Annotated in this window: 16 protein-coding genes; 11 read left to right on the forward strand and 5 right to left on the reverse strand. The window is 44.3% G+C overall.

Annotated elements, in window-relative coordinates; all coding sequences use genetic code 11:
* Positions 1–3 precede the first annotated feature (3 nt).
* From MUB35_RS01300 to MUB35_RS01330, 7 genes are all read left to right on the forward strand, one after another.
* The gene (locus MUB35_RS01300; protein WP_103731046.1) at positions 4–813 is read left to right on the forward strand and encodes an ABC transporter permease; all 810 of its coding nucleotides are present in this window, start codon (positions 4–6) and stop codon (positions 811–813) included.
* 25 nt (positions 814–838) lie between these two features.
* Positions 839–2,404, forward strand: coding sequence for an ABC transporter substrate-binding protein (locus tag MUB35_RS01305; protein ID WP_054350580.1), 1,566 nt, complete (start codon positions 839–841; stop codon positions 2,402–2,404).
* A gap of 19 nt (positions 2,405–2,423) precedes the next feature.
* Complete coding sequence (locus MUB35_RS30610; RefSeq protein WP_103731047.1) at positions 2,424–3,359, forward strand: ABC transporter ATP-binding protein; 936 nt, start codon at positions 2,424–2,426, stop codon at positions 3,357–3,359.
* Between the two features lie 17 nt (positions 3,360–3,376).
* Positions 3,377–4,309 carry an ABC transporter ATP-binding protein gene (locus MUB35_RS01315; RefSeq protein WP_103731048.1) on the forward strand — a complete coding sequence of 311 codons (933 nt, stop codon included), beginning with the start codon at positions 3,377–3,379 and terminating at the stop codon, positions 4,307–4,309.
* Entirely contained in the window at positions 4,302–5,690 is a 1,389-nt protein-coding gene (locus tag MUB35_RS01320; protein ID WP_103731049.1) for an MATE family efflux transporter, read from the forward strand. Before MUB35_RS01315 ends, MUB35_RS01320 begins: the two co-directional genes overlap by 8 nt.
* A complete protein-coding gene (locus tag MUB35_RS01325) occupies positions 5,653–6,354 on the forward strand; it encodes a class I SAM-dependent methyltransferase (protein WP_244805688.1) in 702 nt (233 codons plus the stop codon). The genes MUB35_RS01320 and MUB35_RS01325 overlap by 38 nt, the downstream gene beginning before the upstream one ends.
* Before the next feature lie 539 nt (positions 6,355–6,893).
* Positions 6,894–7,718 (forward strand): SDR family NAD(P)-dependent oxidoreductase, encoded by an 825-nt coding sequence (locus MUB35_RS01330; RefSeq protein ID WP_103731051.1) that lies wholly within the window; start codon positions 6,894–6,896, stop codon positions 7,716–7,718.
* A 28-nt stretch (positions 7,719–7,746) separates the two neighbouring features.
* On the opposite strand, the gene MUB35_RS01335 is transcribed toward MUB35_RS01330, so the two are convergent.
* The 4 genes from MUB35_RS01335 to MUB35_RS01350 all read right to left on the reverse strand — a co-directional run bounded on the left by MUB35_RS01335 (position 7,747) and on the right by MUB35_RS01350 (position 13,543).
* A complete protein-coding gene (locus MUB35_RS01335; RefSeq protein ID WP_103731052.1) occupies positions 7,747–8,340 on the reverse strand; it encodes a TetR/AcrR family transcriptional regulator in 594 nt (197 codons plus the stop codon).
* Between the two features lie 98 nt (positions 8,341–8,438).
* A complete protein-coding gene (locus MUB35_RS01340; RefSeq protein WP_103731053.1) occupies positions 8,439–10,640 on the reverse strand; it encodes a glycoside hydrolase family 2 protein in 2,202 nt (733 codons plus the stop codon).
* Positions 10,641–10,642: 2 nt separating this feature from the next.
* Positions 10,643–12,124, reverse strand: coding sequence for an MFS transporter (locus tag MUB35_RS01345; RefSeq protein WP_103731054.1), 1,482 nt, complete (start codon positions 12,122–12,124; stop codon positions 10,643–10,645).
* Positions 12,125–12,331: 207 nt separating this feature from the next.
* Positions 12,332–13,543, reverse strand: coding sequence for a helix-turn-helix transcriptional regulator (locus MUB35_RS01350; RefSeq protein WP_054350590.1), 1,212 nt, complete (start codon positions 13,541–13,543; stop codon positions 12,332–12,334).
* Positions 13,544–13,723: 180 nt separating this feature from the next.
* Here MUB35_RS01350 and MUB35_RS01355 point away from each other — a divergent pair, with 180 nt between their 5' ends.
* Together MUB35_RS01355 and MUB35_RS01360 are read left to right on the forward strand one after the other, a co-directional pair.
* On the forward strand, positions 13,724–15,355 hold the full coding sequence (locus MUB35_RS01355) for a GH35 family beta-galactosidase (RefSeq protein ID WP_103731055.1): 1,632 nt from the start codon (positions 13,724–13,726) through the stop codon (positions 15,353–15,355).
* A gap of 21 nt (positions 15,356–15,376) precedes the next feature.
* On the forward strand, positions 15,377–16,729 hold the full coding sequence (locus tag MUB35_RS01360) for an MATE family efflux transporter (RefSeq protein ID WP_103731056.1): 1,353 nt from the start codon (positions 15,377–15,379) through the stop codon (positions 16,727–16,729).
* A gap of 36 nt (positions 16,730–16,765) precedes the next feature.
* Here MUB35_RS01360 and MUB35_RS01365 read toward each other — a convergent pair whose 3' ends face one another.
* A complete protein-coding gene (locus tag MUB35_RS01365) occupies positions 16,766–16,993 on the reverse strand; it encodes a hypothetical protein (protein WP_103731057.1) in 228 nt (75 codons plus the stop codon).
* A 270-nt stretch (positions 16,994–17,263) separates the two neighbouring features.
* Between MUB35_RS01365 and MUB35_RS01370 the strand changes: the two genes are divergently transcribed.
* A complete protein-coding gene (locus MUB35_RS01370; RefSeq protein ID WP_054350593.1) occupies positions 17,264–18,115 on the forward strand; it encodes a sugar phosphate isomerase/epimerase family protein in 852 nt (283 codons plus the stop codon).
* Positions 18,116–18,134: 19 nt separating this feature from the next.
* Positions 18,135–19,457, forward strand: coding sequence for a glycoside hydrolase family 1 protein (locus tag MUB35_RS01375; RefSeq protein WP_103731058.1), 1,323 nt, complete (start codon positions 18,135–18,137; stop codon positions 19,455–19,457).
* The last annotated feature ends 2 nt before the right edge of the window (positions 19,458–19,459 follow it).

Consider the following 19,459-nt stretch of genomic DNA (forward strand, 5'->3'; position numbering starts at 1 on the left):
GGGATGAAGAGAAAGAAAACAGAGGAAATATCTTTTTACATACTCATTGGTTTGATCGTGATATTGCTTTTGGCTGCGCTTCTGGCTCCGGTACTTGCGCCAAACGATCCCTTTAAAACAGAGCTGACACTTGCGTTAATAAAGCCTGATAAAGAATTTCCGCTTGGCACAGATCCATTGGGACGGTGTGTATTATCCAGGATCTTATATGGAGCCAGAGTTTCTATTTTCAGCAGTTTGTGTATTATTGGTATTGTGTTTTTTATCGGAACTGCCATCGGTGTGACTGCCGGGTATCTGGGCGGCGCAGTCGATATGGTACTCACAAAGATCATAACGATCATGCAGGCATTTCCTAAATTCATCCTCGCTATTGCTATAGCCGGCGTTCTGGGAATTGGGATAAAAAATACAATACTGGCGTTATGTCTGGTAGAGTGGGCGGAATATGCCAGAATATCAAGAAATTTAAGCCGCGGTGTGAAACAGCGTACTTATATAAAGGCCGCAAAGGTGTGCGGCGAATCCAGATTACAGATTATGTTTCATCATGTTCTGCCAAATGTCCTGCCAACACTTGTGGTGAATGCAAGCCTGGGGATATCATCCATGATCATGGAAGTTGCAGCACTGTCTTACCTGGGAGTAGGTGTGAAGTCTCCCATGTCCGAATGGGGAGCTATGATGAATATAGGAAAGGATTATCTGCAGACAGAGACCAGGCTGGTTATCATACCGGGCATTGCAATCTTTGTTGTCTCTGTACTCTTTAATTTATTTGGTGACAAGTTAAGAGACATATTGGACAGATAAAAATATACAAGAGGAGAATAAGAAAATGAAAAACAGAATGATAAAATTAACAGCGCTGCTTATGAGCGTATTATTACTGGGAACGGGATGCGGAGCGTCCGGGGGAGATACTGCGGGAGATACTGCGGTGAAAGAGGAAGGAACAAAAGAGAAAGCGGTATTCGCCGATACCCAATGCCCCACAAGCCTGGATCTGGCAGACAGCTGGAACAGCTGGTATACGTCCAGATATGGAATTACGGAAACATTATTTAAGCTGGATGATACGCTGACTGCACAGCCGTTTTTGGCAGAGTCATGTGAGATGCAGGATGATACCACCTGGGTCATAAAATTAAGAGATGATGTTACCTTTCAAAATGGTAATAAGATGACAGCCGAGACTGTTAAAAAATGCTGGGAAAGGACCATGGAGATCAATGCAAGATTAAATGAACTGTTATTCATTGATTCCATGCAGGCAGACGGGCAGACTCTGACAGTAAAGACCACAAAAGCTGTGCCGTCATTTATTACGAGCCTGTCTGAGCCGCTTACGGGAATTATAGATGTGGAGGCTGATGGTGATATAGCGGAAAAACCGGTGGGAACAGGTCCTTTTATGCCGGTAAGTTATGAGGTAAAAGGAACTTTAGAGGTTGAACAGTACACGGATTACTGGGGCGGTACACCCAAATTGGAGGGGGCTGTTTTCCATGTGATCGCGGATGCAAATGCTCTGGCCATGGCACAGCAGAGCGGGGAAAGCGATCTGTCCGTGAGTATTCCTGCAACAAGCCTGGAGCTTTTTGAAAAGGATGATGCCAAATATAATGTAGACGGAGTAGCCGGTTCCAGAGGTCAGGTGATTTTCATGAATTACGATAATGAATTCATTCAGGATATTCATGTGAGAAAGGCGATCAGTATGAGCATTGACAAGGAAAGTTATGCCAATGTACTGAACAAAGGAGCTTCAGTGCCTGCCTCACAGCTTTACCCGGACTTTATGGCATTTGGAGGATCTGACGGCGAGTGTATAGAATATGATTTAAACGGGGCAAAAGAGCTTTTAAAAGAAGGGGGATATAGCGACAGTGACGGTGACGGCATACTGGATAAAGACGGAAAAAATATATCTCTCAGGATGGTCACATACAGTACAAAGGCAGAACTGCCTAATTTTTGTGAAGAGATGTCTTCCAAACTGAAAGAAATTGGTATTGATCTGCAGGTTGAAGTCTATGAATCTGTGGCGGAACAGCAGAAAAGCGGAGATTTCGATCTGATGATGATCAGCTTTACCATGACACCTACCGGTGACCCTGGTTACTTTGCTGATATTGCGTTTAAAACCGACGGAAGCAGTAATTACGGGCACTATTCCAATACAGAAGTGGATGCGCTGATCGACCAGCTTGACAGTGAGTTTGACCAGGAAAAGCGTACAGAACTCACAAAACAGATTCAGCAGAAGATTATTGATGATGCAGGATATATTGTGGTGGGGCATTCCAAATATATTTATGTGATGGGTAGTTCACTGAAAGGTCTGAAAACCAATCCTTCGGAATACTATCTGCTGGATGCTGAGGTTTATATTCAAAAATAGAAAGAGTGAGGACTGATACGTGCTAAGAGTAAAGAAACTCTGCATATCATATGAAGGAATTCCTATAGTAAAAGATGCGGAATTTGAAGTAAAGGAAAAAGAAATCATCGGTATTGTAGGCGAAAGCGGCTGCGGAAAGAGCACCCTTTTACAGTCTCTCTTAATGTTGGAAAAGAAAGCTGTAATAGACAGCGGTGAAGTCATATTCAGAGACCGCCGGCTGGGAGACTTGTCAGAGGAAGAAATCCGGTGTATACGCGGAAATGAGATCGCTGTAGTTTTTCAGAATGCAGCACTTTCTATGGATCCAATGAAGACAATAGGGAATCTTTTTTATGAGACTGTGCGTATGCACAGCAGGATCACAAAAAAAGAATGTGAAAAAAGGGCAAAGGACCTGATGAAAAAAGTCAGGCTGGCAGATGTGGACCGTATCTGGAAATCATACCCATTTGAATTAAGCGGGGGTATGTGCCAGAGGATAGCCATTGCCGCTGCCATGATGAACCAGCCCAGACTGATTCTGGCGGATGAGCCCACAAGTGCTCTGGATGTAACCGCGCAGGCACAGGTTGTGGCACTGATGCAGTATCTGCGGGAAGAATTTGGTACGTCCATGATAGTTGTCTCTCATAATATGGGGGTGATTGCCCAGCTTGCGGATAAAATCGCAGTGATGTACAGCGGAAATATTGTGGAATGGGGAACTGCCGGGGAGGTTCTGCATTCCCCAGGGCATCCGTATACGAAAGCGCTCATCAATGCAATCCCCAGAATGGATGGCAGCATACCTAAGGGGATTGCCGGGAGGCCGCCGGAATTTTCAGAAAAAAGGACAGGGTGCCCCTTTGCGCCAAGATGCGGAAAAAGGACGGCCGTCTGTAGCGGCAGGCCGGAGAAGATTTTTTTGTCAGAGGAACATTGGATTGCCTGCAGACATATGGATAAAATCTGAGAGCATAGGAGTTTGTTATGGCATTGTTAGAGGTACGGGGATTAAAGAAAAATTTTACCGGTAAAAATGAAACATTACATGCGGTAAAGGGTATTGATTTTACTATTGAAGAAGGGGAATGCCTGGGACTTGTGGGAGAAAGCGGCTGCGGAAAGAGCACTACAGCCAACATGACAGCAAGACTTTTGAAGGAGAGTGAAGGCGACATATTTTTTCTGGGAAAAAGGATAAATGGGGGAAAGCGTCTGTGCGCGGCCGGAAAAGAAATGCAGATGGTATTTCAGAATCCCGCAGATTCTTTTAATCCCCATTATTCGGTGCTGGAATGTGTTATGCAGGGCGCCAGATATTATAAGTTATATTCTAAGTCAGAATTAAAAGAACGCGCCATGGAATGGATAAAATATGTGGGATTAAAAGAATCTTATCTGGAAAAGAAGATAGGGGAGTTAAGCGGAGGAGAGTGCCAGAGGACAGCCATTGCCAGAGCTTTGATCTGCAATCCGGCCCTGATCATTTGTGACGAAGCAACCAGTGCACTGGATGTATCTGTTCAGGCCCAGGTTGTGGAACTGATCCGGAAGCTCAAAGAAGAGAAAAAAGTGTCATTTTTGTTTATAACGCATGATTTGGCTCTGACGTCATCTGTGTGTGACAGGATCGCAGTGATGTACAGCGGAAGAATTGTGGAGATGGGTGAGACAAAAGCCATATTGCAGCATCCGATGCATCCTTACACACAGCTTCTTTTATCCTGTGTACTGCCCGCTGTCGGAGACGATGAATACCGAGTCCCGGAATGCAGTTCGTTTCGGGGAGCGGGAGATGGCTGTGACTTTTATGAATTTTGTCCGAAAATATGTACACAGTGTAAGGACCGGGTTCCGGATCTGCAGGAGAGGGAAGGCCGTATGACTGCCTGTTTCCAAAGAGGAGATCCGGATGAGTGATGCAGAAAGAAAAAGGGATATGGTAAATGGCAGTATGGGAAGTTCGCTTTTTCTTTTTGCGCTTCCATTATTTTTCAGCAGTTTGCTGCAAATGCTGTATAACACAGCGGATCTACTGTTTGTGGGAAATTTTGTGGGGAAACAGGCAGCTGCGGCAGTAGGGGCAGGCGGTTTGCTGGTGACCTGTCTGATTGGACTTTTTACGGGTCTCTCTGTTGGTGCTGGAGTGGCAGCTGCTCAGGCAGCAGGTGCGGGAAAATGGAAACGCTTGGAAAACATCCTGCATACAGCAATCTGTACAGCTGTTCTCGGAGGAACAGCTGTTATGCTGGCAGGTCTGTTGTTTTCTGAGAGTATTCTGCGTGTTATGCATACGCCGGCATCTGTTATGGAGGATGCCGTTTCTTATATACAGATATATTTTATCAGTATGGTGCCGATGATCGTGTATAATATGGCAGCAGGTATTCTCCGGGCTTATGGAGATTCCGGGACTCCTTTCTATATCCTTGCGGCAGGCGGAATATTGAATGTCCTGACAGATGGATTATTGGTAGCAGTGCTGCATATGGGGGTACGGGGAGCGGCAGTTGCTACCGTTGTCTCTCAGTCTTTTTCAGCGGTTGCTGTTTTATATGTTCTCATGAAGGGAAAGGAAAAGTTACGGCTGAAGCCGGGTAAATTGAAAATAAGTAAAGAAGAGCTGGGTAAGATCCTGCATCTGGGTATTCCTTCCGGCATTCAGTCTGTGGTTATCACACTATCCAATATTATAATTCAATATTATATAAATGGGTATGGAGAAAATGCAGTCGCCGCGTTTGCAGCATATTTTAAACTGGAAAATTTCTTGTATTTACCGGCTATGGCGTTTGGGCAGGCAGCAACTACTTTTGCAGGGCAGAATGCAGGAGCGGAAAAGTATAAGAGGATCCGCAAAGGGATTTCTTTGGCAGCACTTATATCGGGGGGGATAGTTGCAGGGATAGCCTGTGTTCTTATGCTGGGCAGAGAATCCTTATTCTTATTATTTGTGAAGGATTGGGAAGTGGCTTCTTATGGAATACAGATCATTATGATAACCTTCCCCTTTTACTGGCTATATCCAATCATGGAAGTTTTCGGAGGTGCAATAAGGGGGATGGGGTATTCCGTTATACCTATGTTCGTCATATTAAGTACATTATGCGGAGCACGCATCGGGCTTCTGGCTTTTTTTAATGACCGTGTGCAGGAGGTCAAAGCGGTGGCAGCGGTTTATCCCATAACGTGGTTTTTGGCTGTGCTTGCCTATTTCTTTATATTTTATAAAATAGTATTTACTTTTGAAAGAAGGTGTATATGTGAACATACAGGAGAAAATAGAGGACTGGTGGAGTGACGCTGAAGAATACGATTCATATATAAAACAGGAGTTTCAGGATGACAGATTTCGTGCCTGGAAAGAGCTGTTTACAGAGCATCTTGGCGGAAAAACAAATCTTAGGATTTTAGATATCGGAACAGGTCCCGGCTTTTTTGCATCAGTACTTGCAGATATGGGGAATGAAGTGATTGGAATTGACTGTTCGGATGCAATGCTGGAGCGTGCACGAAGAAATGCAGCACAATTAAATGTGAATCCACGTTTTTATAAAATGGATGCACATCATACGTTTTTTGAAGAGATGAGTTTTGACTGGATCGTGAGCCGGAATGTGACATGGACGCTTCACAGGCCGGAAGAGGCTTATATGCATTGGAAAAAACTGTTAAAGTTAGGGGGAAGACTGCTGATCTTTGATGCGAACTGGCATAGACAGTTTTATGACAGGGAAACGGCCCGGAGAGTAAGAGAACGGGAAGAAAAATATTTTGAGATATATGGAAAAGAGTTTAAGGTCTGCACGGAAGACAAGGCATTTTATGATATGCTGCCCTTGTCAAATACCATGAGGCCCAGGTGGGATATAGATATTTTACAGAAGATCGGTTTCAGTCATGTTTCTGTTAAAGAAGATATCGGCAGCAGAGTCTATGAGGAATGGGAAAAGGAATTATATTGAGAGTCTCCCTTGTTTGAGATAGAGGCGGTCAATGGGCAGAGTTCGGAACCCCCGGATGGGGAAATGTGGTCATAAAAAAGCAGTGTTCTGTGCTAAAAACCTTGATTTTCCGGCAGAAAAAAATGATATATTTTTTTGAGTTTTTAACCCGGGGGGCGGCTTGTGAAAGGTATTTTTATGGTATATGATTATATCACGGTTAATCTTCCTCCAAAAGTTGACCGGAAATATTACAGTATTGTTAAAGTGCCGTTCCCTCCGCTAGTTAACGGCACATAAAATTTGATTTGAATTCACCAACACTCCAAGAGCAAAAATCCGCATCCTACGCCGGGATGCGGATTTTTGCTCTTTAGGCCTGCCTGCCGGACGGAATCAATTTAAATCCATCTGTTTCTTTTTTCACCAAAGTGTCACCATATGTTGATTATATAACATATGGTGATTTTTTGATGATTGAGATACAAATAGACTCTTTATATAATGAAAATAAGGTTGAGGACAGGAAACAGCCACTATTACAAAATAAGGAGAGAGAAATGAACGAGATCAACAGGACAACCACATTTAAATCAGTAGAAGGAAAAGTTGTAATTGTAACAGGTGCAAGCAGGGGAATTGGAAAAGCGGTCGCAGAGATATATGGGGCTAACGGCATGAAAGTTGTCTGCGCAGCCAGAAGTGTGGAACAGGGACAGGCGGTGGCAGATGCAATCTGTGAAAATGGCGGGGAGGCTGTTTTTGTGCAGACAGACTGCAGTGATACAAAACAGATGAAAAAGCTGGTTGATACAGCCGTGTCTCACTATGGAAGATTGGATGGCATGGTAAATAATGCGGGCATTGGGCAGGGAGGAACTCCGCTGCATGAGTATGGGATGGAAGATTATGAGAATATCTTTGATCTGAACAGTAAAGGAGTCTTTGCAGGGATGAAATATGCGGCGGAGGCAATCCTTCGTTCCCACAGTCAGGGAGGATTCCTGATTAATGTGGCCTCTATCGCAGGAATTCTGCCCCAGCGGGGGCAGGCGCTGTATACGGCAACGAAATTTGGTGTGGTGGGAATGACGAAAGCCGCTGCACTTGATTATGCCCCTTATAATATTACGGTAAATGCCATTTGTCCCGGATATACCAAAACAAGTATATTTGGAGATGCACCGGAGCAGGCAATGGCTTTCTTTGCAAAGGACTGCCCTTCCGGCCGGATGGGAGAACCAAAAGAGTGCGCGTATCTTGCACTGTTTTTGGCAAGTGATATGGCACGTTATATTACCGGCGCTGCCATTCCTGTTGACGGAGCGCTGTCAGCCGGAAGTAAAAATGTTTCACATTGGAAACATCCGGAAATCCTGGAGTGATAAGCAGAGATTTTCGGGTGCTGAATAGCTAGAGCTCCATCCGGCCAGAAACTGTAGTAGCAGCATTGGGATTAGATGATAATATAAGCTGATTCAGATCATCTATTTTTTCTGCGATGACAGCAGGTACCTCTCTGGCGCCTGTTTTCATCCAATGTTCGATTAACATGGTGGTACCTCCGGCCAGATAACTATATACGTATTGTCTGTCCGGATCGCTGAGATAATCCACATCAAGGGACGCCAGGTGGGATACTGCATACCGGGAACAGCGTTCCGCCAGTTTGTTAGGGAAATCACTGTCCGGGGAGTTGGCTGTAAGTGATGTGATCAGGTCCTGATAATCCAGAAGGGATGTGAGTAATGTAGTGAGAACATGTATCGTTCCATTTTGTGCAGAATCAAACAATAATAACTCCAACTGATTCAAAGCGGATTCTTCCAGTGTATGCATGAGATGATAGACGTCCTCATAGTGCTTATAAAAGGTACTGCGGTTGATTTCCGCTTTTTCACAGATCTCTTTTACTGTGATTTTACCAAGAGGTTTTTGTTTTAATAAGTCGATAAATACATGCTGAATGATCTGCCTTGTATATCGGACGCGAGCATCGGTTTTCATTTATTTTCTCCTTCAAAAATTCCCATCCGGGCATTTAGTGCTGTACTGGCATTAGCTCCTGTACTTAACTGCCGGGATGGGAGGTTTTCAAATATGGGTTATTTTTTTATATCTTGTAAAACGCGGTTGAGTTGTTTGATGCTTTCATCATCGGCACCGCTTTGTTTCAGAAGGCTGACCAGAGTCATACGGCCCATCATACGCTGAAGTGCCGGATTATCCTTAACAGCGTCGGCAACGTCACCCCGTTCAGAAGCACCCTGTGACATCATCTGGTCAATGATTGCACCGGCCCTGGGATTTTCACGGATATCCGCCAGGCGGTCGTTTATGGAAAAACAGTCAGGATTCAGGTCATCTGTGTCAAACCAGTTTGTGACAGGAGCACGTTTGACAAATATATAATCCGGATTTTCTTCTGCAACACGCCTTATCGTTATGCTGTCTTCGCAGGAGTCTGCTTTGGCAGTAATGGTATGAGTGCCTGTGATTGGTACCTGGAATTTAAAAATGGTCTTGCCGGAGACAGTGGCAAATGCAGTGCCATCTACAAAGAGTGTGACCTCCGGTTGATTTGAATATACTTTGATTTCGGTAGTTTCTTCCACACGGTCAGCATAGCGGCGGCCGCACAGGTGTACAAATGTATCTGTTTGATTCCATGCCGCTTTGTAAAGATAGAAGGCGTCTTTTTTGAGTTTTCTGTCCATGGTAACGAGGCCTTTTTGGTTTTCTCCATGTTTACCGCCTTCGTCACGGCCGTCAGCAGCAAAATCAAACAGATTCCATACATGTGTGGCCCACAGATAGGGTCTGGCTTCTATCATTTGCAGCATATGTTCGTGGTAAAGGGCCTGATAGCTTTCTGTGTAATCGCCTTTTTCCGGTGCGGCGGACTGGTACTGTGGATTGGCGTCTGCACCATATTCTGAGAAACCGATCACCCTGTCAGGATATTTCTCATGGTATTCATCAAAGAAATCATCCGTTTGTTCCAGTTCGCCCAGATACCAGCCAAAATACAGGTTATAACTGTTAATGTCCGGGATCTCCAGGATGGGGCTGTCTGTCTCCAGCATAAATACATTAGCCATGGTCGTGGGCCGCGTAGGATCAAGTTTGTGGCACAGGTCATTGAGTTGTGTGTGGTTTTCCAGTAAATCCTCATTTACAGCGCTGGCGGCTGTGATTTCGTTGGATAATCCCCAGGTGATAATGGAGGGGTGGTTGTAGTTTTGTACCACTAATTCTTCCATCTGTGTCAGCGTATTGGCACGGGCATTTTTCATGTGCATGGTAATGTATGGAATCTCCGCCCAGAGGATCAGTCCGCATTCATCGCAGAGGTCATAGAATTCTTGTGCGTGCTGGTAATGCGCCAGCCGGAGGGTGGTTGCGCCCAATTCCAGGATGATTTCCATGTCTTTTTTGTGATGTTCCATGGTAAGGGCATTTCCTACACCTTTGAAATCCTGATGACGGGAAACTCCGCGCAGGGGATAGGAGTGTCCGTTCAAAAAGAAACCCTTTTGAGGGTCTATATGGAATTTTCGGCATCCAAAACGTGTACTTACTTCATCGCCGCTTTCTAAAGAGGCACTGGCTGTATAGAGATATGGGTCCCTTAATCCATCCCATAAGTGTACGTTTTCAATCATAAATGTGGCCTGTGCGTGTTTTTCAACGGATAATACCGTTTGGGACTGGCCATCCACGGTGAATGTTACCTGGTCATCTGCCGAAACCCATGCTTCTACGGTAACAGAAGCTTTGTGATTTTCCAAATCTACCTGAGGTGTTACCTTAATTCCGGGTGTACCACAGTAGTCCAGTTCAAAATGTGTTTCCGGAACGACAATCAGATTCACCATACGGTAAAGTCCGCCATAAAATGTAAAATCTGCTTTTTGCGGATAACAGGTATTGTTGTCTTCATTATTCAGAGCAGCAACAATCGTGTTTTGTTCTGATAAAACATCCGTGATGTTTATGCGGAAGGTGGAATATCCGCCCTGGTGGTGGGCAAGCAGCCGGTCATTTACATAGATATGAGCAGTCATAGCAGCGCCCTGGAATTCCAGATAAGCCTGTTCACCTGGTTTTAATTCCGGTCTGGGTAAGTTTTTTACGTAATAGCAGGTTCCCCTGTGGTAGTCATTTCCACCGTCCTGGCCGTCAATGGCGTTCCAGGTATGGGGAAGTGTCACGGTCTCCCCGGGAAGCGCTGCGGCGGTAAGAGCATCCTCTGCTGATTTTACAAAATTCCAATTGTCTTTAAGTGGTGTTACATATCGGGTCATGCTTAGTTTTCCTCACTTTCAGTCTGTGTTGCGTTTTTCTTCTTTTCAATACGTTTTTGAACTTCTACCATATCTTCTTTACTCAAATGACAGAAGTGCATGGCTGCCAGAGTGCAGATCCAGCCAAGAATCGGAAGTCCGAACATGATAATCGTTGTAGTCCAGAAAATAGCTGGGGTGGCGGCATCTGTTGGCTGGGGCATAGTGGAAGTATAGCCAATCAATGCAATGGCACCTGTGGCAATCAAAGCGGAGAAAGAAGATACAATTTTATCGATAAAACTGTAAATGCCTGTAACGACCGCCGGAACATAACGGCCGCTGCGGTCCTGTTCATAATCAATGATATCAGACATAAAAGCAGTACCAGCAGTAGTTACACACATATTGGCACCGTTTTTCGCCAGGGTAAGAACTACGTAGAGAATCATACAGATACCTGCGCTGGCAATCTTTTTTGGGTCAATCACAATTAAAAATCCCCACATGATTACACTGATTGCGATACAGATACGAGTCCAGGTGATGATTGTTCTCTGGCTTCCGAACTTTCCGGCATATTTCGCACCGGCAATTGCAAAGAGAATAGAAGGCAGCATACCGATAACACCGAGAATGGTTGCAAGTCCCATATTGCCTATCAAAATACCATTCATCATGGTTACGATAACGGCCTGAGAGGTGGTCTGCTGTGCAATTTTGTCAGAGGCAGAAGAGATGATATAGCACTGAAGAGGACGGTTATGCTTTAAAATTTCAGCCATGTCTTTGAGTTTTAAGTGTTCCTTCTTAGCTGCTAACCCGCGAAAGTTTTCCGGTTTATCGTATTCTGATACACCGATGCATACGAGAAGAATACCAACTGCGGCAAGGCCAAGGCATACCTTGCAGGCAGTACCCAGGAATTCAAGATTGTAATCTCCGCCGAATTTGGGGAGAAGGATAGTATTTAAAACAATACTGAGAGCCATGGGGACAACATAGTTAAGTGCAGTTGACCATACGCTGATGGTCGGGCGCTGCTTGGGGTCATTACTGATTAACGGATTGATGGTAAGGGCTGTCATATTAGTGATGGTATAACCAATGACATAGATTATGTAAAATAAAGTGAATCCGATAATACCAAGACCTTTTCCCGGTCCCCAGACAAACATTGCCATGAGAGCCAGGGCTTCGATGATATAACCTGTGATGAGCAGGATACGGATTTTACCAAACCGTGTGTTTACTCTGTCATAGACAAATGCGAGAAGCGGGTCAGTGATACCATCTATAATCCGTGTCCAAGTGAGGATAACACCAACGACTGCTGTGGCAATACCAAATCCAAGACTGGCTGTGTAACTTGCCAGTCCGATGAGGGAGTAGACGCTCATGCCGACAAAGGCGTTACATGCAATCAGGATAATTTGCCAGAGTTTTGCGCGGCGGTATTGTACACCGTCAATTTCACTCTGCGAGAGCTTTTGTTTTTTTGCCATGATAAATAAATCCTCCGTTTTCTTTGTATATATTTGCGTTATGCAAATGATAAGACGTTACTGTTCAATCCGCGCTCAGTAACAATAAGACAAATATAAGGGAAGTTTTATTTGTATGTAGTATAGAAATTCGCTCATATGTACAAAAATTCGTGGAAAGAAAATTGAATGTGGAAAAACCAAACATTACAGTTAAAATCAGAACCATTATATTCTGTGATTCTGCGCGCGGTATTCGCTCGGCGACATACCCACAAGTTTCTGGAAACAGGTGTAAAAGTAACTCCGGTTGCTGAAGGAAAGGTTATCGCTGATCGTTTGAATATTTTCCGTGGTTCCGGACAGGAGCAGCCTGGCCTGATCGATTTTCTCCTTCAAGATGAAATCATTAATGCTTGTGCCCATCTCCTCCTTGAATTTGTGGGAAAAGTAATATTCTGAATACCCGCTGCGTTTGGCCAGCATATGAATTGAAAGAGGCTCTGTTATATGGGATTTGATATAGGCACAGGCATTCTGTATGGGTGCTGAGATATGTGATTCTTCCTTTGATTTACGCACGCGGTAAACATAATCTGCAAGCATGGTTTCGCTTAACTTCTGTATTTCTGACATGGAGTTACATTCCTCTATTCTGGCCGCGTAGAAATCGTTCAGATCATAGGAGATAGAGGGCGCAAGACCGCCGCGGATGCAGGCTCTTGAGCAGAGTGTCAGCAATACAAGGGTATTATTTTTATGGAGACGCAAAGAATCTTTGGAATCTATCTTCATGCCGGAGCTTAAAGACGCGGACTTTGCCAGGGCGTCTTTATAGTTGGGATTACCGTCAGCTATCATTTTGAACAACTGCTCTTCCGCGTACCAGATACCGGCGTGTTCCAGGGAAGAGGTGATGGAATCGTTTTTTTTCGCCGCGGGGACAATGCTTTGATAGGTTACGTCGTTTGTTGATATTCTGGAACCCGTCAGACAGTAGTGGAGCATAACAGCATATTGATTGATAATATTGGTGGGGACTGTGGGAATACGCTCAAACAGTTTAAAAACCATGGAACGAAGCTTTACAGTCAAATCATATTCGTCCAGATGTTTTCTCATAAGCATCTGGGAATCACGGCCGCTGTAAATGGGTCCTATTAAAAAACATTGTTCCAGAAGTGTGCCATGGTAAACAAATCCCACAATCCATAAGAGGTTTCCGGCGGCTTCCACAATGAGAGGAGTCTTTTGACCGGAAGCGATATATTCTTCCACCAGTTTGGAAAGACCGGTGTAGGAGAGAAAATTGCCGGAAAAAATACTTTCGGTCCAGTTTGTATGCGTCATATTCAGATTCTTATCATAGGCCCATATATACAGGTCGTAGTTACAGTTGATCAGTTCCATGAAAAAAGATATTTTATCGGGTGTGTTCATAGAAATCCTCCTCTTGTCTGCGAAGTGGCAGATATTTCATGTTGAAATTCGTTAAAATGTTATGAATTTAATGAAATGGAATGTTTGCTGAAATTATAACACATTTTATTGAATTATTGAACGCATAGGAAAAGGTTTTCTAATAAAATATATACTATAAAATTATGGAGGAATAAAAGTATGAACAGCAAAAGAACGGTTTTAACGGCAGATGGAAAACCATTTATAGCCATTGCAGGGGAAGTACATAACTCAAGTTCTTCGTCAGCAGAATATATGGAAAGTGTTTGGAAACGGGCGGAGGAGCTGGGACTCAATACACTTTTACTGCCTGTGACCTGGGAGCTGACGGAACCTGTGGAGGGGCAGTTTTCTTTTGAACTGGTGGATACTTTAATTGAACAGGCGCGGAGTTTTCAGATGAAAATTATTTTTCTGTGGTTCGGCACATGGAAAAATGCCCAGTGTATGTATGCTCCGGAATGGGTGAAAAAGGACATGAAACGTTTCCCCAGAGCCCAGGTGGAAAAGGGGAAAAATAAAACAAGGCTTTCCATGTTTTACGGGATGGAATATACCACACTATCATATCTCGGAGAGGAGACAAATCGTGCAGATGCCAAAGCATTTGCAAAATTTATGAAGCATCTGAAAGAGGTGGACAGTCAGGAGCATACCGTCATCGCTGTGCAGGTGGAAAATGAGACAGGCCTGCAGGGAGCGGCCAGAGAACATTCCGACCAGGCAGACTTCCTGTTTGAGCAGCCTGTGCCGGAAGCGTTTGTTTCTTATATGAAGTCTCATACAGAATCTATGGAAGCGGGTATCAAAGAAGCCGTACAAAAAGGAAAGGACAGCGGAAGCTGGAAGGATGTATTTGGAGACTATGCCGAAGAGGTATTCAGCGCATATTATATTGCCGGTTATGTGGGAAAGGTTGCAGCCGCAGGGCGTGCAGAGTATGATTTGCCGATGGTTGTGAACTGCTGGCTTGATAAAGGGGGAGAGGCCGGGCAATACCCCACCGGCGGGCCAATCGCAAAGGTGATGGAGGTGTGGAAATACGCCGCTCCGGCTATTGATGTGTTTGCGCCGGATATCTATGTACCTTATTTTTGTGACATTTGCGACACTTATACCAAACTTGGAAATCCGTTATTTATTCCGGAAACAGCAGTGCACTCCCATGCGGCACCCCGCCTGGTTTACAGTATAGGACACTATCATGCCGCCTGTTTTGCGCCTTTTGGTTTTGAAGATATGGGACAGCCTTTTGATGATATTACAGCATATCTGTTTGGTGTGGATGTGACAGACCCATTACTGCAGATTCCCCAGGATATATCAGAATACGCATGGTGCGCAAAAACCCTGAACAGCATGATGCCATTGTTGACAGATAAATATGGAAGTGATGAGCTGCAGGCTGTATGCTCAGAAACTATGGATATGACTTTGGCTGAACCGAACGGCGGATTTGCGGATATGGGGAATATGGCAGGAGAAACCATGATGTTTGATGATTTCGGATTCCAGGTCATAATGAATATTCCGCTGGTGAAGCGTAAAGATGGCGTGTGTCTGATCCTGAGAGAAAGCAGGGATACGTATTATATATTGGCGAATGGGTGCATGATTACAGCCTTTTCGGCAAATCCTGAGAAAACCTTTTATGACATCATTTCATTAGAAGAAGGGGAATTCGTGGATGGACGCTGGAAAGCGGGAAGAAGGCTTAACGGAGACGAAGCATCCAGGTTGTGCTTTAACAACTATGAATTGTTAAAACTGAAGGTATTTCAATACCAGTAAGATAGCAAAGGGGAATGGAGTGTGAATGACAAAACATTAAAGAGTCAGGAACTGTTTGAACATAAGCCGGTCTGGACAGCCGTTTTTTCTATGGCGGTGCCGTCTTGTATTACTATTCTGGTGATGTTTTTTTACAATATGGCTGACATGTTCTTTATCGGCCAGTTGGGAGATACGGCACAGGTGGCTGCAGTATCGGTTGTGAGTCCGGTATTTTCCCTGGCTGCTGCTGCGGCCACTATGCTTGGAATCGGCGGTTGTTCAGTGATCGCAAAAGCGGCGGGGACAGGAGAAATTGAGGATGCCAGGACGTATGGCAGTCTTTGCTTTTACACAGCGGCAGTATTTGGAGTTATCTGCACCATTGTCATGCTGATCGCTTCCAATTTTGTTCTGGGGCTGCTGGGAGCGAATGCAGAGATTTTCGTGTATGCGAAGGATTATATGCGGATTCTGGCACTGGGGGCGCCGATGATGCTTTTATCCACGACCCTGGGGGCTTTACTCCGGGCTGACGGTGCGATCAAAGAAGGTCTGCTTGGAAATATGACGGGTACAATACTCAATATTATATTGGACCCCGTATTTATACTGGTTTTTGGATGGGGGGTAAAAGGAGCTGCGGCCGCGACACTTCTTGGAAATGCTGTCAGCACCATTTATTATGTGATTTATATCCGAAAAAAAGGTCAGATCCTGAGTCTGAAACCATCTTATGCCATTCGGAAACCGAAATCTTTACTGCATATTATTGCAGTTGGAATGCCAAACGGAATTTCCAGTATTTTGAGCGGATTTGCTGCTACTTTTTCCAATAATCTTCTGGTTCTGTACGGTACCAATGCAGTTGCGGCTATGGCGGCAGCCGGCAAGGCTACTATGATCATATCCATGATCCAGATGGGGATATGTATGGGAGTGCAGCCCATGCTGGCATATAATTACGGAGCGCGCAATGTATCCAGGCTGAAAGAAATTTTAAAAGCTCTGAGCCTTTTGACGGTTGTCATTGGATTGGCAGCAGCAGCCGGATGTATTTTTGCCAGAGATACTTTGATAGGGATGTTCTTAAAGGATGCTGCCGCAGCAGGGATGGGGAAACAGTTAGTGGTATACCTTGTGCTGGCAAGTCCTGTTATCGGATTTTATTATCTGGGCACAAATTTTCTGCAGGCAGCCGGAAATGCAGTGACAGCAACAATTGTTTCCCTTCTCAGACAGGGAGTGCTGTTAATACCGTTTTTATTTCTCATGAATCATTTGATGGGATTTTTAGGAATTGCGCTGGCACATACATTGGCAGACGGTATAGCTACGATTGTGGCAGTCATTGCCATGTACAAACAATACAAAGTATTGCGCCATACGCTGTAATGAGATCCTGTCATTGAGTTTTTTGAAAAGGTACAGTTAAATTAGATAGTCTTTCAGGATTTCGTAATCGTTTTTATCTTCACAGCGTATCTCTCCGCCATAGAGGAGTGCCGGCTGATGCTGGAGGGAGACAAAAATCAACTGGCATAAGGTGCTTTGCATTGCCAGGATGTCTCCTTCTGAAGTTTCAAAGGTGACTTTGGAGCGGCATTCTTTTACTTTGTTCAAAAAATCTTCCAGACTGCAGTTTTCTTTTAAATGCATGATATCATTCCGCCTTTCGTTTTGGAGGTAGCGAGGTCAAAAAATTCTTACGGCAGAAACTTTTGACCTGACAGTTTTTTATTATAATAGCATAATAGAGAAATTTTAGATGTTTAAATATTTTGCAAAAAGATAGGAATTTCGTTATGACTTTCGATAACGTGAAAACAGGAACTTTTTAGTGAAAAAAGAGACACATGAGAGATGGATTTATTTTATACTGGTAAAAACAGTGAGGAGACGACCTGAAAGAAAGAGGATAGAATAGAAATGGCAAAAAAAGCAGTACAGCAGATCATGCTTGGAACGGTTACAAAAAATGAAAAACAGGCGCAGGAGACGCTAAAGCAGATAAAGGCGGCAGGTTATGATGGGATAGAATTGAATGGTTTTATGATACGCCCGTCTTCATTTCTGGTCCGGGTAATGACAAAAGCAGCCGGTATGCCGGTTGGAAAAGGCGGACAATTTGACTGGAAAAAGTTACTGGACCAGGCGGGTCTTAGCTGTGTAAGTCTTCATGAAGACCTGGGAACCATTCAGAGAGAACCGGAGACTGTGATTGCAGAAGCAGAGAAATTCGGAACAGATAAAATCGTGATTACGGGAATGTATCGTTTTGATTATTCAGATAAAGATGCTGTCAGGAAACTGTCAGATGACTTGAACCGTTCAGGAAAAGTGCTTAAGGATTCTGGCATTCAGCTCTTATATCATAATCACAACAGTGAATTCCGAAAAGTGGAGCCGGGGAAAACGGCATATGATATGATAATAGAAGAAACGAATCCAGAATATGTGAATTTTGAACTGGATTCTTACTGGCCTACGGAAGCGGGTGTATCGGCCATAACTCTTATGAAAAAGCTGGGAGAGCGGATGAAACTCTATCATATCAATGACCGGGGAACAAAAGTAAGCGGCCCGTCTATGACACCAATCCTGAAATCTGACAGTATGGAGCTGGGATACGGCAATATGAATCTGGAAGAATTGGTGCGGCAGGCCCTTGACGTGGATGTGGAGGCAATCATTCTGGAGAGCCACAAGAACTGGGCAGACAAATCACCGGTAAGATCACTGCAGCTCAGTGCAAAATTTTTGAAACAACATATGGTATAACAGAAAAAGGAGGCAGGTTATGGGAAAATTTGAAAAGGGATTCCTGATTGGCGCTGCAACAGCAGCACATCAGGTAGAAGGCAATAATAAAAACAGTGATTACTGGGCCATGGAACATATGAAATATACTTCTTTTGCAGAGCCGTCAATGGATGCAGTTGATCATTACAACCGCTATGAAGAGGATATTAAAATGATGGCAGAGGCAGGGTTAAATGCTTATCGCTTTTCCATTGAATGGGCAAGAATTGAACCGGTAAAAGGCGAGTTTGATGAGAAGGAAATCGAGCATTACCGCAAAGTATTGGAGTGCTGCAGGAATTATGGAATCGAGCCGGTTGTCACAATGCTGCATTTTACATCACCTAAATGGCTGATAGAAGAGGGTGGTTGGGAGAATGAAGAAACCATCGGGTTATTTGCGAATTACTGTAAGTATGTGGTGGAAAAATTAGGCTCATATATGCATTACATCTGTACCATCAATGAGGCAAATATGGGACTTCAGATTGCCGCCATTTCCGCAAGATATAAAGCACAGATGATGGAGAAAATGAAACAGGGAGCAGGAGCCGATGCGGATAAAGAGGCGGCAAAAGGCACAGAGGGAACCGTGCAGGTTGGCCTGAATATGCAGAAGATGATGGAGAATATGGAGAACCAGGCCCGGGAAAATATGGAGGTGTTCGGTGTAACCACACCCCAGGTATTTGTAAGCGGCAGGACACCCAAAGGCGATATTCTGGTTATGAAAGCCCACCAGGCTGCAAAGAAAGCCATCAAAGAGGTAAATGCCAATCTTCAGGTGGGACTTACGCTTTCCCTTCATGATATCCAGGCAAAAGAAGGAGGAGAAAAACGGGCAGAAGAGGAATGGGACGAAGAATTTTTACATTATCTGCCCTACATAAAAGAGGATGATTTCTTTGGACTTCAGAATTATACACGGTCTGTGATGGATGCGGATGGGATTTGTGCGGTGCCCCAGGGTGCAGAACTGACACAGATGGATTATGAAATTTATCCCCAGGCGCTGGAAGCCTGTATCAGGAAAGTATATAAGGAATTGAATATGCCTGTTATAGTGACGGAAAACGGCATTGCAGTTGCGGATGATACCGTGCGTGTGGACTTTATCAATAAGGCAACAGATGGTGTGGCAAATTGTATCGCAGACGGTATTCCGGTGAAAGGGTATCTGTACTGGTCATTGATGGATAATTTTGAGTGGCAGAAAGGGTATTCCATGACATTTGGGTTAATTGCCGTTGACAGAAGCACACAGAAGAGAACCGCAAAACCAAGTCTGAAACATTTGGGCGGACTTATTGAGAGGAGTTAATA

Origin of the sequence: Blautia sp. NSJ-175, from assembly GCF_022867815.1 — a bacterium.
Classification (GTDB): domain Bacteria; phylum Bacillota; class Clostridia; order Lachnospirales; family Lachnospiraceae; genus Blautia; species Blautia celeris.

Coding starts and splice junctions, on each gene's coding strand:
- MUB35_RS01375 (WP_103731058.1), top strand. CDS start 18,135: ATGGGAAAATTTGAAAAGGGATTCCTGATTGGCGCTGCAACAGCAGCA.
- MUB35_RS01350 (WP_054350590.1), bottom strand. CDS start 13,543: ATGAACACACCCGATAAAATATCTTTTTTCATGGAACTGATCAACTGT.
- MUB35_RS01330 (WP_103731051.1), top strand. CDS start 6,894: ATGAACGAGATCAACAGGACAACCACATTTAAATCAGTAGAAGGAAAA.
- MUB35_RS01305 (WP_054350580.1), top strand. CDS start 839: ATGAAAAACAGAATGATAAAATTAACAGCGCTGCTTATGAGCGTATTA.
- MUB35_RS01340 (WP_103731053.1), bottom strand. CDS start 10,640: ATGACCCGATATGTAACACCACTTAAAGACAATTGGAATTTTGTAAAA.
- MUB35_RS01300 (WP_103731046.1), top strand. CDS start 4: ATGAAGAGAAAGAAAACAGAGGAAATATCTTTTTACATACTCATTGGT.
- MUB35_RS01315 (WP_103731048.1), top strand. CDS start 3,377: ATGGCATTGTTAGAGGTACGGGGATTAAAGAAAAATTTTACCGGTAAA.
- MUB35_RS01345 (WP_103731054.1), bottom strand. CDS start 12,124: ATGGCAAAAAAACAAAAGCTCTCGCAGAGTGAAATTGACGGTGTACAA.
- MUB35_RS01320 (WP_103731049.1), top strand. CDS start 4,302: ATGAGTGATGCAGAAAGAAAAAGGGATATGGTAAATGGCAGTATGGGA.
- MUB35_RS01355 (WP_103731055.1), top strand. CDS start 13,724: ATGAACAGCAAAAGAACGGTTTTAACGGCAGATGGAAAACCATTTATA.
- MUB35_RS01365 (WP_103731057.1), bottom strand. CDS start 16,993: ATGCATTTAAAAGAAAACTGCAGTCTGGAAGATTTTTTGAACAAAGTA.
- MUB35_RS01335 (WP_103731052.1), bottom strand. CDS start 8,340: ATGAAAACCGATGCTCGCGTCCGATATACAAGGCAGATCATTCAGCAT.
- MUB35_RS01370 (WP_054350593.1), top strand. CDS start 17,264: ATGGCAAAAAAAGCAGTACAGCAGATCATGCTTGGAACGGTTACAAAA.